This is a genomic window from Pseudomonas sp. NyZ201 (assembly GCF_049860765.1).
Classification (GTDB): Bacteria; Pseudomonadota; Gammaproteobacteria; order Pseudomonadales; family Pseudomonadaceae; genus Aquipseudomonas; species Aquipseudomonas bharatica.
Genome location: NZ_CP187557.1, coordinates 2,885,690 through 2,900,886, shown reverse-complemented (window position 1 = coordinate 2,900,886; position 15,197 = coordinate 2,885,690). Strand labels below are relative to the sequence as shown.

Below are 15,197 nucleotides of genomic sequence, written 5' to 3'. Positions count from 1 at the left end.
CAGGCGCTACAGGGCAGCGCGCTGTTTATGCGTCGAATCGAAGGCGGGGCCAGGCTGGTCACCTATCTGCTCGCGGACCTTGTCGATGATGTAGGCGCCGATGGGCAAGGCCGAGGTCGCCGCCGGCGACGGGGCGTTGCAGACGTTGACCGTGCGCGGCGTATTGACGAAGAGAAAGTCGTCGATCAGCTTGCCGTCGCGGGACACGGCCTGGGCTCGCACCCCCGCCGGATACGGCTTGAGGTCCTGCTTGCCGATGCTCGGGCAGTATTTCTGCACCCGCTTCAGGTAGCCGTCCTTGAACAGCGAGTTCTTCATTTCGCCAAGCCCGGGACGCAGATTGCGCGCCAGCACCTTGAGGACCCCACCATGGGTGAAGGTCTGCCACATGTCCGCCAGCGACAGGTCGGTCTTGCGATAGCCCTCGCGCTTCATGGCCAGCACCGCGTTCGGCCCGACCGTCACGGTGCCGTCGATCATGCGGGTCAGGTGCACCCCGAGAAACGGCATGCCCGGGTCGGGAATCGGATAGATCAGGTGATTGACGATAGGGTTGTGCTGTTCAGGTAGCAGGTAGTACTCACCGCGGAACGGGCAGATGATGAAGTCCGGGCGCAGGCCCAGCATGCGCACGACCCGGTCGGCCATCAGCCCCGAGCAGGTGATCAGGTAGCGGCAGCGGTGCTCCTCGGCAGTCGTGCGCACCACCACTTCATCGGCCCGCTCCTGCAGCGCGGTCACCTCGCTGTTGAAACGCACCTCGCCGCCCGCCGCCTGAAACTCGCGGCTCATCGCCTGGGTGACCTGCGCATAGCTGACGATGCCGCTGGAAGGCACGAAGATCCCGCCCAGGCCGACGATGTTCGGCTCGCGCTCGTGCAGGGCTTCGGCCGATAGCCAGTGGCGCTCGATGCCATTGGCGGCGGTGCGCTCCCACAGTGCCTGCATGCGTTGCATTTCCAGGTCGCTGGTCGCGACCAGCAGCTTGCCGCACTCGTCATAGGGAATCGCGTGCTTCTGGCAGAACACCTTGGTCGCCCGGTTGCCTTCGAGGCAGAACCTAGCCTTGAGGCTTCCCGGCGTGTAGTACACGCCTGCGTGGATGACCCCGCTGTTATGCCCGGTCTGGTGCCTGGCCAGGCCCGCTTCCTTTTCCAGCAACAGCACCTTCGCCTCGGGATAGGCCTGCATCAGTTGCATCGCCGTCGACATGCCGACGATGCCACCGCCAATGATTATGAAGTCATGCACAGCAAGTACCTCGGCCCGGGGCGTTCACACCCCGTGGCATTCGTATGGGGGATGGCGGTTCACTGTCCGCGCTGGTAGCGCGGTTTCTCCTGGGCAATATAGCCACGCTGGCGCATCAGCTCCCGCCGCAGGCCTTCGTGAGGCGTGAAGCGATCGCGGCCATGCAGCCAGAACAGGTTGTTGATCAGCAGGAAACTGCCCACCGGCACGGGTACGGAAAGCTTGTGCACACTGCCCTCCAGCGACTCGGAAAGAGCGTTCAGCCAGATGCCTTCCTGGAAGTCCGCCGGCTGGACGAACTGGTCGATGTAGCGCAGCGTCGGCCGGCCTTCGCCATCGGTGTCGAACACTGGATGGAACACGTCGGCCTTCACGTTCTTGCTCGGTGGAGCGCTCCAGCGCATCTGGCGACGGGCCATGGGGCTCTGGAAAAATGCCCCGCACTCTTCCCAGTCGTCGAGGTGCAGGAGCAGCGAGTCGCCACCCTCCATGTTCTGCTCGTCGACCTTGAGCATCAGCACGTAGTCGGTGACCTGCTCGACGAAGGTCCCGTCGTTGTGCAGTTCCATGACACGGTGCGGCTGCCGAAGGTAGCTGTCGGAGGTGTCGACGTTGGCCACCACGAACCGCGCATAGAACTGGCCGCTCATGGCGTCGAAGTTCGAGCGGCTGATCAGGTGGGCGCACGCGGTGGTGAACTTGACCATGTCCTCGGCCCGGGACACGTCGTCCAGGCCTTGCGGGGTGATCAGCATGCCGCCGGAGGCACGGTCGAGGATGGTCTCCAGGAGTACCGGGCGCAAGGTCCCGGCGCACAGCTCATCCAGGATCTGGGCGACACGGAAGCGCAGGAACGACTTGTATTCCAGCGCCTGTACCGGCCACTCGCTGACCGCCTGGACGAAAGCCTCGACGGTAGCGGCTTCGAAGCGGATCTCCAGCAATCGAGGCGACCTAGCCTCGAGTTGCATGCGATACCTATCGTAGCAATACCGCGAGTACTTATCATCGTACCGCCCTCTGTTGTCTGATTTTTCGGATCTATCCCACGCCGCGGCACTTGGTTGTCCTCTCGACGCCCTCCACCTCATTCCACACGCTTCACAAAGCCCCCCAAGAGCTCGCAGGCTTCGGTTGTAGAAAACCGGAGCCAAGCAGATCCGCATTCTTTGTGTCCAACCAAATCCGATGCGCTCCAACATTCGACACCTCTTCGCTCTCAGCAAACGTCAAGGAGTGTCACCATGGATGTCCCAAGCGCTTTATCAGTTGCCGGTGTCGACAATCGCCTCTTACGTCGGTCAGAAGTCGAGCGAATCACAGGCCTTAAACGCTCGCAGCTGTACAACCTGATCAAACAAGGACAGTTTCCGCGCCAGGTTCGCCTGGGCGTCCGTATGGGTGGTGGGAAACGGTATCCATGTAAAAGGCGCCCTGTCTTGCACAGCGGGGTTCTGTATTCAGTGCAGGCAGTTAAGTCCGGTAACCCAGAGATTCACTCACCAAAGCATCATCAACTCCGAGGCCTCGCTCTTGCAGCCTTTGCACCACAACACCCTCCAGTGTCTGGGTTAATCGTTCGCCTGCCTCTCCCCCTCTACCTTCCTCCCAGAGATCCAAGCGGTTCGCCCAGTCCTGCATCACAGCGCGACGCTGCTCCACGTACTTTGCGTGGATGTAGGCAGCTCTCGTCTTGTTAGGATCACAATGCGAGAGCTGAGCGTCGATCCATTTTTCTGGATACCCAATTTCCGTCAACGCAGTAGTGATAGTCGCCCTCATACCGTGTCCCGTCAGGCGATCAGCGTACCCGAGGCGATGCAGTGCCGCGTTCAACGTGTTTTCGCTGATGGGAAGATTGAGGTCCGATCTGTGACAGAACAGGTACCTTTGACCTGGCCGCACGAGCTTAAGCATCACGCCCACGATTTCAGCCGCTTGCCGAGATAGAGGGATAATGTAGGGAGGGATGCTAGTACTCTTTCTCCGCGGCTTTCGCATTTGCACCTGAAGCTGTTTTACCGCCTCAGGTGGGATCGTCCAAAGCCGCTTTTCTACGTCGAAGTAGTCCGGCTTAGAAAAGCGCAGTTCTCCTGTCCTCACGCCCGTCAGCATCAACAAGAATAATCCAAGAGTGGTTGAGGGGGCTCCACCGTAGCCTCTCATCTTGGGCAGAAGCTCAGAAAGCTCATCCATCTCGAGAAAAGGGTTGTGCTCAACTAGAGGCTTGGGAACCGCAACAACATCCAGGTCGAACGCGGGATTTTGCTCAAGCCCTGGAACCCTTACCAGCGCATAGCGGAACAACTGGTTGAACCAAGTCCGACACTTCTCTGCAGTGGTCAGAGCACCTCGCAGCTCAACACGACTAAGAACGTCGAGGAGATCGTGCCGAGTAATTCCATAGATGGAACGATCACCAAGGTAGGGCAACACATCGCGGCTAAAAATCCTGTTGATTTGAGAAAGCGTACTTTGTCGCCCAGCCTTGAGTTCAAGAGCACGGAATTCATACCACTGCCGAAACACCGAGGCAAAAATGTAGTCAGCCCTCTCTCTGGCTGCACGCTTCTGCTCCTTACGCTGCTCGCAAGGGTTGATACCGTCTGCTACCAGCTCACGCGCTTCGTCTCGCTTCAACCGCGCATCTTTGAGGGAGACTTGTGGATAGGCGCCAAGCGACATGCGCTGCTGCTTGCCCAGCCAGTAATACCTGAAATGCCAGATCTTGCTGCCACCTTTGCTTACGTACAGTGACAGACCATCAAAATCAGTGAGGGAGTAAGGGTTGGCGGTGGTCCGGGCTTGCCGAACGGCCATTTCTGAGAGTGCCATGTGAAGCTCCTGAGCTGGGTCAGGAACCAGATGCTTGTCGCGTGCACCAAGCTGCTCTAGCGAAAAACCGCCTCGGCCAATCTCCGGATTCGTGTACTCAATCGTGTACTTAAAATTGCCGGACACTGGTGGATCTGAGCGGCTTTCAGCGGAACGAAAAAAGGGCCAAAAGGCCCTATTTTCAATCCCTTCAGACCTCCGTGGAGCTCTGAAGAACAACATCTGGAGCGGGAAACGAGACTAGCATAGGGCTTGCGAGTTGTTGAAATCTAAAAAATTCGGCTGTCCCCGAAACAGGCACAGCCTCGATTCCGGACTCATTTAACTGACAGCAATCGCGCAGCGGTACATGACCGCTCGCTAAAGGGACTGAAAGAACTTGGCCAGGCGTGTCCCCTTGTCGGCCTGGACTATTGCAACACTCCAGGGCATGGAGCAACCCGACGTACGCAAGGTGCGTCGACAACCCCGTTAACAAATCGTCCAGATAACGGGCTCTTGTCCGCTACAATCGAAAAGCTTGCGGCGTGCGTGCACTACCTGATTGCAGGTTAATGCCCGGGCAACACACCGTTGATTTCATCACGGCTTAAGCTCAGCGGACTATTCCCGAGTGCAACAGTAGCATAGCTTGGTCGCCCCGACGCGGCATCAAGGAAGTACCCGCGCAGGAGTGGTGCGGCGTGCGCTCGACTGCTCGACTGCTCGTCTCGCGACTACAAACGACTCGGCTGGGAGTTGACGCCGCTAGTGGTTTGACCGCTATTCGCCGCGCCATCCTGGTTGATAGTATTTACCTCGTTCCGCGGACGGTTTACCGGCAGGCTGAGTCCATTTGCGCCGATTCGGTAAATCTGCGTGTCGGCATAAGCTAAAAGACGCCCCTGAAGCAGACGGTCCTCCGACGGCTCGATACCCGACACTAGGTTCGACGGCACCATGGCCACCTGCTCAGTTTCCTGGAAGAAATTGTCGACGTTGCGATCGAGCACCTTCTGACCAATCTTACGCTCAGGTATATTGGGCCAGATGTTGGTCGCGTCCAGCGGGTCGAAGTCAAACTTGGACAATTCTTCAGGCTTGAACACCTGGATGTACAGGTCCCATTTCGAGAACTTGCCATCGTTAATGGCCTTAACCAAGTCATGAGTCATGTGACTGTAGTCACGCCCCTGCACCTCTTCGACTTGTTTCGGGTCGAGGTTCTCCTTTCCTCGCAGGCTCTTCCAGTGAAACTTGACGTAGTGGACTTGTCCCTTTGCATTGACCAGCTTGTAGGCGTGCACACTGTTGCCGTCCATCTCGCGGTGGCTGGCCGGGTGCCCTCATTGGAGTACAGCAGGGTGAGAGTGCGAGTTGCTTCCGGCACATGGGAGAAGAAATCGAATCGGCGCGAGTCATCGTCGAGGTTAGTCTGCGAGTCCGGCTTTAACGCGTGAACCATGTTCGGGAACTTGATAGCGTCGCGAATGAAGAAGGTCGGGTAGTTATTGCCGACCAAGTCCCAGTTACCGTCGGCGGTACAGAATTTTGTCGCGGAACCTCGCGGATCACACTGGGTTACCGGCGATTGGTTGCCATGATCTACAGAGGAGAAACGCACGAACACAGGAGTTTTTTTGCCGGGACGGAACCCCTTCGCCTTGCTCAAATCACTGATGTCGGAGCTTGCGGTGAACTGACCGTGGACGCCTGTGCCGCGAGCATGAACCACCCTTTCCGGGATACGCTCACGGTCAAAGCGCTGCAATTTTTGCAACAGCTGAACGTCCTGCAACAGCACCGAACCAGTCAGTCTAGCAGTCTGTGAGTTCTGGTTGTCACCTACTGGCGCACCGTTATCACGCGTCAAAGTGGCGGCGTGCACTGACACTGACAACATGCTCGCGACAAGCGTCGCCGCATCTAGGAGGCGGCCGGGTTTAAAGAAATTCATCGAGGGGCTCATGAGTGGACTCCTATGTCTCTATTGGGTATTTCGCTCGCTGAGATTAGGGACCCGATTAAGAAAACCTAAACAGATCCTGTAGATGCCCTCGACTAGAATTTTTAATTAAGGTGCATCCAACCAATTAATGACCTAAACTTGCAGTCGCGCCGCGTCCTGAATTGCATGTCGCCGCAAGTCCCACAAACGCCTACGCGTCCAGACATTGCATATCCAAAGACTGTTCGACCGCAAGCTGTAAATATGCAAACTTAAAAATTTAACTATCAGATGGTTGGACGCGCCTGCGGCAGGGTATTGAGAAAGTCCGTCACCAGCGCGTTGAACGCCTCGGGTTGATCGTCATGCACGTAGTGGCTTGCATTAGCGATCTCCACGGTCTGTACCTGCGAATTGCCGCCACGCATTGCCTGTAGCGTCAACAATGGCAGGAAGTCCGAGCAGCCACCGCGAATGAACAGGCTCGGGCATTGCAACGCGCGCACCGCTGGCCACAGGTCAGTGGGTTCGATACTCAGCCGCGCCTCGGCGATCCCTTGTTGGTCATGGCGCCAGCCAATCGCGCCGTCGCGCTCCAGCATCGAATAGGCAAGCCGCGAGGCCAGCCCATCTTCCGATAATGTCGGGCGTGAGGCCTGCCAGAACGCGCGGGCAGCCTCCCAGCTTTCGAACTGCAGCGGTGTCTGGCTCATTTCGCGCCGAATGCGCTCAGCCCCCATGCCCTGCTTCGAAGACCCCGGACCAATGTCCTCGATGATCAGGCCCAACAGCCGATCAGCGTGCTGGCGGGAGTATTCCAAGGCATTGGCGCCGCCCAGTGAATGCCCCAGCAACACGAAACGCTCTAGGTGCAGGTGCGCCACCAGGTCTTCGAGGTCTTCGACGTAGGATTGCGTGTGGTAACTGGCAGCCGGCGCCCAGTCACTCAGGCCACGGCCACGCTGGTCCAGGGCGTAGATGCGATACCCGCGGCCCAGGGCCTGGGCCAGCGATTCCCAGGTTTGTGCGTAGGCGCGCAAGCCATGCAGCAGCACCAGTGGCACCCCGTTCGGCTCCCCCCAGCACAGATAATGCAGACGCAAGCCCGAACGGTTGGTGAAAAAACAGCTTTCAGCGGCCATTGCCTATTCCTCTAGAAGCGATCGAATCGATACGGATGCGGGTCGATCAGCGGTGCCTGGCCACTGACCAGATCTGCCGCCAGTTGGCCCGCCGCTGGCGAGGTGCCGAATCCATGCCCCGAAAAACCGGTGGCCACGGTCAGCCCGGGAATCTGCGCGACTGGCCCGATGACGGGGTTGGAATCGGGTGTCACATCGATGGTCCCGGCCCAAGCCTGGGCGATTTTCGCTTGCTCGAACACTGGCCAGGCAGCGATGAGGTTGTTCAGCGCATCGCCGTTGAGGCGCGGGTTGGCTGCCGGGTCCTGTACCCTCACCCGCTCGAAAGGGCTCACGCTATCAGCACGCCAGCTGCGCGCAAGCGCCAGGTCCTTGAGGAATGGTTTGCCCAGCGACACGTTCAGCACACTGCGCTGAGCGCGGAACTGCGGCATGTATTGCCTGGCCAGCAGCAGGTGATCGAGGGTCAGGAAGGCATCCAGCTTGCCACGCTGGGTAATGATGAAACCGCCGTCATGGTGCTTGCGGAAGGAAAAGTCCGGGGCGCCCACGGCAATCTGCGTTGGCCCTTCCATGGGTTGGGTGCGCATCACCGAACAGGTCAACGGCAAGGTCGGCAGTGCCACGCCCAGGTTACCGAGAAAACGCCGGGACCACATGCCCCCGGCCAGCAGCACATGGTCACAGCTGATTTCGCCTCGTTCGGTGACCACGCCACTGACCGCGCCGGCCGCCATCTGCAACGTGCGCACGGCACATTGCTCGACGATCACCACGCCCTTGGCCATCGCCGCCTTGGCAATCGCGCTGCTGGCCAGGGTGGGTTCGGCGCGTGCATCGGAGGGCGTGTAGATGCCGCCAGCCCAATCACCCTGGCCACCGGGCACCAGCGCATCGATTTCGCGCTTGCTGAGCAGCCGCGAATCAAGCGCAAGGTGCTCCACCGACTTCAACCAGCCTTCATGCATCGCCATCTGCGCCTGGGTACGGCCGACGAACATGATGCCTTCCTGGCGGTAGCCGACGTCGGCACCTACCCGCTCGGGCATCTGTGCCCACAACCGGTCCGCCGCCAGGGCCAGGGGAATGTCGGCAGCATGCCGGCTGGTCTTGCGCACCCACCCCAGGTTGCGCGAAGACTGTTCTGCGGCAATACGGCCCTTTTCTAGCACCACCACCGCAATGTTGCGCTCAGCCAGGGTCAGTGCTGCCGTAAGGCCGATGATCCCGCCACCAATGATGACAACGGAGGTTGACCGGGGAAACTCGTTGGACGTTGTCACGGGCGCTATGGTCGGTGCCATGATCAAGACTCTTTAGCGAATGGGGGGTAGCCACGCGTGTGCGTGGCCAGTAGACGCTTACTGCGACAGGCGAACGTGTTCGACCTGCGCCTTCGACGCGCCACGGTGCGCGGTAACCTCAAGCTCCACCTTGTAGACGGTGGAGCCCAATGGCGGGCAGGTGACCGTGCTGGCAGGGTCGATGCCACGGAACTTCTCGCCGATCAACGTCATGACCGCAGGTACGTCCTTGGGGTCCTGGATGAACACCCGCGAACACACCACATCGCCCAGGCTCGCACCCACCGCGTTCAGGGCCGCTTCGATGTTGGCGAACACCTGGTGGGTCTGCTCCAGAACGTCCTCGGCAATCAGCTTGGTCTGCGGGTTGCGCCCCGCGGTGTTGGACACGAAGATCCAGTCACCCACCGCCACCAGGCGCGAGTAACTGCCCATTTCCTCGTACTGTGAACCGGTTTTCAGCTTGATGATGTTTGTCATGTCGAATGCCTCGTTGAAGAATGGATGGGCGACTCAGCGCAGCACCGGGGTATCCCAAAGGTTGAGCGTGACGCCAATGCCGCGTTCGATGGCGTTGCGATACACCACGGTGCCCCAGGCCACGTCCTCGACGGGCATGCCGCCTACCGACATGATGATGATTTCTTCATCGTGCCTGCGGGCGGGCGCATCGCCGGCGATGATCTTGCCGATGTCTTCGAGGTCGTCGAGGCGCAGCTTGCCTTGCGCGAGCATGTCCATGAAGCGCACGCCAATCACCGGCACCGTGTGGTGTGCAGGCTTGGGCAGCTCTTCGAACCAAGCCTGGTACAACCCGGTGTTGTCGAGCACCTTGCGTACGTCGGGCTGCTCCATGCCGGCATCCAGCGAGCAGGCTGCCGGCATGGCCAGAAACGCGCCGGGCTTGACCCACTCGCGGCGCACGATCGGGTAGGCCGAAGGGTCGCCCACCTCGCACGAACTGCAATAGGTGACGAGGTCCGAATCGCGGACCACCTCTTCGAGCGTCTCGACCACCTGAATGGTGGTGATCTGTGGGTAGGTTTCCCCAACCCATACAATGAAATTGTCCAGGCTTTGCCGGCCACGGCCCTTGATCTTGAGGGTGTCGATGTTCGGGCAGACGGCCATGAACGCCGCCAGGGTGGTCTTGCCCATCACCCCTGGCCCGAGCAGGCCGACGACTTTCGAATCCTTGCGTGCCAGGTGCCGGGCGCCCACGCCCGGAATGGCACCGGTACGATAGGCAGACAACAGGTTGGCCGACATGTGCGCGAGTGGCGCCCCGGTGTCTGGATCGTTCAGGGTGAACAGCAAGATCGAACGCGGCAGGCCTTTCTCACGGTTGGCGATGTTCGAGCCGTACCATTTCACCCCTGCGGTGCAGAACCGCCCACCCAGGTAGGCTGGCATGGCCATCATGCGTCGGTCTGCGGTCGGCTTGGGCATGTTCGGGAACGGCGAGTGCTCGGGGAACACCACCATGGCGCCGTGCGAATCGCTGTTGGGGCCGGCCATGCGGTAATCGCCGGCATACAGCAGGCCGAACATCTCTTCCATGGTGTTCACGCACGCCAGCATATCGGTCACACCCGCGCGGATCATGTCCTGCTCGGAGAGATAGATAAAATCGATTTTTGTATTTATTGGCATTTTGGATCTCGCGCTCAAAGTGCAGTCGTTGCGGTTATCGCAGCGGCACGCTGTCGAGATCGAGTATCCAGCCGAGACGCACGCGCGTATTGTAAATATCGGACATCGACACAAGCATTGTTGAGGCAATTAATGCATGCCACACTGTTGTCCATGCTTTAGCAGGTGCACGCCATGATCAAACAAAGCCCGTCAATGCCCCGTCATCAAACGGCCAATGAACAGCCTTGGTTGGTAATTAACTCTTCGGGCTATTGCGTGATGCCATCTGCCCACCCGGCGATCTCGCATTTCTATGCATTCGATGTTGCCCGGTCGTCGGGTTTACTCGCAGTGCCGGACGGCTGCGTGGACATTCTGTTCGACTGCGATGCAACCCGCCCGAGTGCGAAAATCTGCGGTACGCCGCTGACCGCACAGGCCGTTCAACTGCACCAGCATCACCACTATTTCGGCGTGCGCTTCGCGCCGGGGGTGATTCCCGGTTTCATCGACGTGCTGGCCGAAGAACTGACCGAACGCGAACTCGACCTGCTTGAGGTTTCAGGGTTCGCCCAGCGGATTTTCGAGAGCATCGTGCAGGCCCCTGAGCTGGGCGATCAAATGCGTCTGTTCAGTGAGTACCTAGCGCCGCGCCTGATGGCCAGAACTTCGCAGCTCACCGCCATGATCATCCAGCAGGCGCTGCAGCATCGCGGTGATATTCGCATCCAGCAACTCGAAGACCTCAGCGGTTATACCAGCCGCACGCTGCATCGCCAGTTCTGCCAGGATACGGGCCTTTCGCCCAAGGCTTTCTGCCGGATCATCCGCTGCCAGGCCGCCCTGGACACCCTCAACACCCAGCAGGACGTGTCGTTCACCGAGCTGGCCCTGGACCTTGGGTTTTCCGACCAGTCGCATTTCCAGCGCGACTTCAAGAAACTGGTCAGCACCACCCCGTGGGACTACCAGCGCAAGATGCTGCAGAGCGCCTACAGCGACCGCATTCGCTACGCCTGAGCGAGCCTGCGCAGGCTTGCTCAGGCGTTCGCGCGGCGGGTTTCGGAGGGGGATTCACCGAACAGGTTGCGGTAATGGCCGGCGAAGTGGCTCAAGTGGTAGAAGCCCATGGCCATGGCCACATCACCCACGTTCTGGCTGGCGGCGGGGGTGGCGATCAGGCGGCGACGCACCGCATTCAGGCGCAGGTTGCGCAGGTACTCGACAGGCCGCATGTCGGTCACCGCCTGAAAACTGTTCTGCAAGGTGCGCCGGCTGACGCGCAAGTGCTCGCACAGGTCGATGATGCTCAAGGGCGCATCGCCGCTGGCATCGATCAACTCCTGGCAACGCTTGACCAGGTAAGCGCTCACGGTGATGTTGCCCCGCCGGCAACGCACCTCCTCGGTGGCGTTGCTGAACAGGTCCAGAAACGCACCGAGCAGTTCATCCTCGAGCATCTTTTCAGCGCTACTGCCGAGGCTGTCCGTTTGTTCCAGAAGGTGACAGAACATCGGTGCGATGCGCTGGCGGATACGCTGCAGCAGCGGCTCGGCCACGCTCAATTGGGAGCGCGTCGACAGGCGTTTGAGCTGCTCGGTCGACAACTCGAACGCCGCCAACTTGGCGAAACGCAGCATGTCGACGTTGAACGCGAAAAAGTGCATGCCCTCTGGCGCATGCAGGACGAACTCTTCGCCATCGCGCAACAACACCACACTGTGAGTGCCCACTTGCTGGCCCTGAACGACCGGTGCACTGCCCAATGACATGGCCGCGCACAGTCGCCCCTGGGGTGCAAAACCGCGCTGCACCAGGCGTTTATCGACGGTCTCTTGAAAGATTTGAAAACGTTCTGCGGTTAATTGCCGTAGTTCACTGGTTAAAAAACCGCAACTCATCTGATCATACACTTGGCGCCAGCCCGGAATGGAGCCGGCATGTTGTTGAGAGTCATTGAAGGTTCGAACTTCAGCAATCATGGTAGTCGTTCCTCTGTGACCCCCGGTTATTATTATCGAACTGCCGGTGACTCCAGTCTTCCATGCCCCCCCACTTCAAGTGGGCGCAGCGTCCGCGCTGAATTTCAATGCGAGTTCCATGCCAAACATATATAACTTATAGGTATCCGGTCGAATATCGATGGGCGATAACAGTGCCCCCGACAACACCACCTGGCCGGCCTCGACCGTTTGCCCATCTGCCAACAACCGTCGCACCAGCCAGCACACATTGGCGAACGGGGTGTCTTTGCGCTCCGAGGTATACCCGTTGCCGACCGATTCGCCTGCACATTCCAGACGGTAGGCGATATTGGCATGCTCAACGGGGTCGAAATCGAGGCGCGGCCCAAGGCAGTAGAGGGCTGCGGCGGCGTTGTCCGCCAGGAATGCCCCTGCGCCGAAGCGCCAGCCCTGCCAGCGGCAGTCGGCAATCTCGAAGGCTGGCGCCACCTGTGCAATGGCGCCCAGAACCTGTGCATCGGTGTATTCACCGGGCGCCAGGCTGCGGCCCATGACCAACGCCACTTCGATTTCCAGCTTGGGCTGGATCAACCCTGACAGCGCCACCGCGCTATTCGGCGCAACGTGCATGTGCTCGGTCAGGCCCCCGTACACCGGCTGATCCAGGCCGAAGCGCTGCTGCGCTGAGCTGCCGGCGAAGGCAACCTTCCAGCCACTGAACCGCTCACCCGCTGCCGCGCGCCGCTGCAGCCCGTGGCGTTGCAGCGCATAGCCCTCGCCCACGCTGAATGCATCGGCGGCAAGCGGCGCAATCGCCAGTGCCGAGCCGGTTGCCCGATGCAGTTGGCCGACCACGTCATCCATGTCGCTCATGACAGCTGCTCCGCCAGTTTGCGCAGCACACTGTCAAGGCGCTCGGGGGTGGTGATCGCCGCCACGAAACGGTCCGGGCGCACGATAACGATGCAGTCGCGCACCTTGGAGAACCACTCGCCCAAACGGTTATCGACGTCCTCGATGCTGATCGCGTCGGTCGCCGTCAACGGCTGGTTGCGGCCAATGCCGCTGCGCGAGCGGTTGACCTGAATGAAGCGTGTGTCCCAGCGTGCCCAGAATTGCGCCGACGCCTCGCTCAGGTTCTCACGTGGGTTGACCCGGTAGCCGAGCACTGCGTAGGACGTCCCCAGCACATCGTCCAGGCGTCGACGCAGGCCTTGGGCGTCTTCGATGTAGGGCTGCACGAACAGCTGGCCGACTAGGTCGTCCTCGCGCAGTTCGGCGCGTTCGTGGTAGACCAGCCCCTTGGTAATGGTGGCCTTGGGTTTGAACTTGAACTCGAGCAGGTGCGAACGCAGGTTGTCGACCGTGTTCACCGCCTGGAACAACCAGTCGCGTACCCCGGCCATCAACGGGTTGGTCAACCCCAGCACCGCGCCCATATTGTCCGCCAGGCCCACCAGTTCCATGGCATGGCCGCGCCGCTCCTGGTCGTAGCTTGCCAGGATTGCGTGCGAGGCACGGCCCTGGATGATCGCCGCGATTTTCCAGGCCACGTTGGCCACGTCGCGCAAACCGGAATTCAGGCCCTGCCCGGCCCACGGCGGCGACAGATGCGCCGCATCGCCAACCAGCGCCACGCGCCCTTGAACGAAACGCGCCGCCACTCGGGAATGGTGGGTATAGGCACGTATGCGGATGATGTTCAACTGCTCCACCGCATCACCGATATGGCCGCGAATCAACTCGCGAATGGTGCCTGGCTCGCACATCTTCGCTTCGTCTTCGCCCTCCAGCAGCATGAACTCCCAGCGCCGCTGCTGGTACGGCAGGTAAATGCACACGAACGGCCGTTGCGGGTCGGCATGCAGCGCCGTGTACGGTGCGTCCAGGGTGTCGTTGGCGGTGTCGACCACCACCCACTTGCGCGGGTGCGTCAGCCCCAGAAGCTCGATATCCAGCGCCCGGCGCACACTGGACCGCCCGCCATCGGCGCCGATCACGTAATCGGCGCGCAGCGCGTAGACCTGGCCGTGGGCATCGCGTACCTGCAGCGTGACGCCTTGGTCGTCCTGCTCCAGTTCGAGCATTTCGTGGCCTGTGCGCAAGGCTACAGTGCCATGCTGGCCCAACGTCTCGCGCAACGTGCCTTCGAGCAACTGCTGCATGAAGATGTTGCGCATGGGCCAGCCGTATTGGGCGGTGGTCGGCTTGACCTCGGCAAAGCAGGCGCCGCGCGCGTTGTAATAGCGCAGCGGCACATCGCAGATCATGTCGCGTGCGGCCAGCTCGGCAATGCCGACGCCCTGCAGCACACGCAACGCTTCGTCATCCATGCCCACTGCACGCGGGTACGGCAGTATGCCTTCGGCGAGTTCCAGGACGACGCAGTCGATGCCGTACATGCCCATATAGTGCGCGGTCGTGATCCCATTGGGCCCGCCGCCGACAATGACAACCTGGGTCTTCTCCTGCTTCATCGCATTCACCGCTCTTTTATTGTGTTGGTAAACCGCACCCGCTGCCGCACCCCTGCGATCAGTGCAAGCCGTCCTGGCCTTTGATGTCTTTGGCTTGCAAGCCACCGAGCCGTGCATGCAGGCGCCCGCGTGTGGCGAATGCCCAGATGACCACGACTTCATCCGGCGCCGGACCATCGGCGAACATCAACGACATCGTGTCGTAGTGCGAGCGCACGTACAGCGCATCCTTGTGCGCCAGCGGCACATCGATGGTCGACCCTGGCCCGCCACGCTTGCCGGTGGACGGTACCCACGACTTGCCGCCGCCCAGTGCCACGCGGATGGGGTCGGCTGCGGGGTTGGTCAGGAAAGCATTGCCATGCTCGTACTCGCCCTCGCTGCCGACCAGGATGGCCTTGCCGTAACTGACCACTTCATGGGTGCCGGCCAGGGCCTGGATACGCCGGCCAAACTCTTCGCCCAGCAGCGGCGAGGGCTCGACCAGCTCGGCCAGCGACTCGCTGTAGCGCCCGGCGTACGGGTTGGCGATGACAGCGGCAATTGCATACTTGAACAATGGCGCACCATCGGCAAGCTGGCCACTTTCGTTGGCCAGGGTTTCCTCGACGAAGCTGTGCCATTTGCGAATGTGATAGCTGGCGAAATTTGCGGTTTTCATG

At 60.4% G+C, this 15,197-nt stretch carries 10 protein-coding genes and 4 pseudogenes; 2 read left to right on the top strand and 12 right to left on the bottom strand.

Annotation, left to right across the window (positions count from 1 at the left end):
- Nucleotides 1-6 precede the first annotated feature (6 nt).
- Both lhgO and glaH read right to left on the bottom strand, forming a co-directional pair.
- Complete coding sequence (gene lhgO, locus ACPFMA_RS12945) at nt 7-1,251, bottom strand: L-2-hydroxyglutarate oxidase (RefSeq protein ID WP_425930425.1); 1,245 nt, start codon at nt 1,249-1,251, stop codon at nt 7-9.
- Between the two features lie 59 nt (nt 1,252-1,310).
- Nucleotides 1,311-2,228: pseudogene (gene glaH / locus ACPFMA_RS12940) on the bottom strand (glutarate dioxygenase GlaH); the annotation flags it as partial.
- 267 nt (nt 2,229-2,495) lie between these two features.
- Between glaH and ACPFMA_RS12935 the strand changes: the two are divergent.
- Nucleotides 2,496-2,636: pseudogene (locus tag ACPFMA_RS12935) on the top strand (AlpA family phage regulatory protein); the annotation flags it as partial.
- A gap of 166 nt (nt 2,637-2,802) precedes the next feature.
- On the opposite strand, the pseudogene ACPFMA_RS12930 reads toward ACPFMA_RS12935, so the two are convergent.
- From ACPFMA_RS12930 to ACPFMA_RS12905, 6 genes and pseudogenes are all read right to left on the bottom strand, one after another.
- Nucleotides 2,803-4,086: pseudogene (locus ACPFMA_RS12930) on the bottom strand (tyrosine-type recombinase/integrase); the annotation flags it as partial.
- A 719-nt stretch (nt 4,087-4,805) separates the two neighbouring features.
- Nucleotides 4,806-6,034, bottom strand: a pseudogene (locus tag ACPFMA_RS12925) (catalase); the annotation flags it as partial.
- Nucleotides 6,035-6,300: 266 nt separating this feature from the next.
- The gene (locus ACPFMA_RS12920; protein ID WP_425930424.1) at nt 6,301-7,155 is read right to left on the bottom strand and encodes an alpha/beta fold hydrolase; all 855 of its coding nucleotides are present in this window, start codon (nt 7,153-7,155) and stop codon (nt 6,301-6,303) included.
- An 11-nt stretch (nt 7,156-7,166) separates the two neighbouring features.
- Entirely contained in the window at nt 7,167-8,459 is a 1,293-nt protein-coding gene (locus ACPFMA_RS12915; protein ID WP_425930423.1) for an NAD(P)/FAD-dependent oxidoreductase, read from the bottom strand.
- Nucleotides 8,460-8,516: 57 nt separating this feature from the next.
- Nucleotides 8,517-8,939 carry a RidA family protein gene (locus tag ACPFMA_RS12910; protein WP_425930422.1) on the bottom strand — a complete coding sequence of 141 codons (423 nt, stop codon included), beginning with the start codon at nt 8,937-8,939 and terminating at the stop codon, nt 8,517-8,519.
- 33 nt (nt 8,940-8,972) lie between these two features.
- Complete coding sequence (locus ACPFMA_RS12905) at nt 8,973-10,112, bottom strand: tyramine oxidase subunit B (RefSeq protein ID WP_425930421.1); 1,140 nt, start codon at nt 10,110-10,112, stop codon at nt 8,973-8,975.
- A 174-nt stretch (nt 10,113-10,286) separates the two neighbouring features.
- On the opposite strand from ACPFMA_RS12905, the gene ACPFMA_RS12900 reads away from it, so the two are divergent.
- Nucleotides 10,287-11,114 (top strand): helix-turn-helix domain-containing protein, encoded by an 828-nt coding sequence (locus tag ACPFMA_RS12900; protein ID WP_425930420.1) that lies wholly within the window; start codon nt 10,287-10,289, stop codon nt 11,112-11,114.
- Between the two features lie 20 nt (nt 11,115-11,134).
- On the opposite strand, the gene ACPFMA_RS12895 is transcribed toward ACPFMA_RS12900, so the two are convergent.
- The 4 genes from ACPFMA_RS12895 to ACPFMA_RS12880 form a co-directional block, all read right to left on the bottom strand.
- Nucleotides 11,135-12,076, bottom strand: coding sequence for a helix-turn-helix domain-containing protein (locus tag ACPFMA_RS12895; RefSeq protein ID WP_425930419.1), 942 nt, complete (start codon nt 12,074-12,076; stop codon nt 11,135-11,137).
- A 75-nt stretch (nt 12,077-12,151) separates the two neighbouring features.
- The gene (locus ACPFMA_RS12890; RefSeq protein ID WP_425930418.1) at nt 12,152-12,931 is read right to left on the bottom strand and encodes a 2-keto-4-pentenoate hydratase; all 780 of its coding nucleotides are present in this window, start codon (nt 12,929-12,931) and stop codon (nt 12,152-12,154) included.
- Nucleotides 12,928-14,535, bottom strand: a complete 1,608-nt coding sequence (locus ACPFMA_RS12885) for a bifunctional 3-(3-hydroxy-phenyl)propionate/3-hydroxycinnamic acid hydroxylase (protein ID WP_425930417.1) — start codon at nt 14,533-14,535, stop codon at nt 12,928-12,930. Before ACPFMA_RS12885 ends, ACPFMA_RS12890 begins: the two co-directional genes overlap by 4 nt.
- Before the next feature lie 58 nt (nt 14,536-14,593).
- On the bottom strand, nt 14,594-15,196 hold the full coding sequence (locus ACPFMA_RS12880; RefSeq protein WP_425930416.1) for an amino acid synthesis family protein: 603 nt from the start codon (nt 15,194-15,196) through the stop codon (nt 14,594-14,596).
- Nucleotide 15,197: the final 1 nt, after the last annotated feature.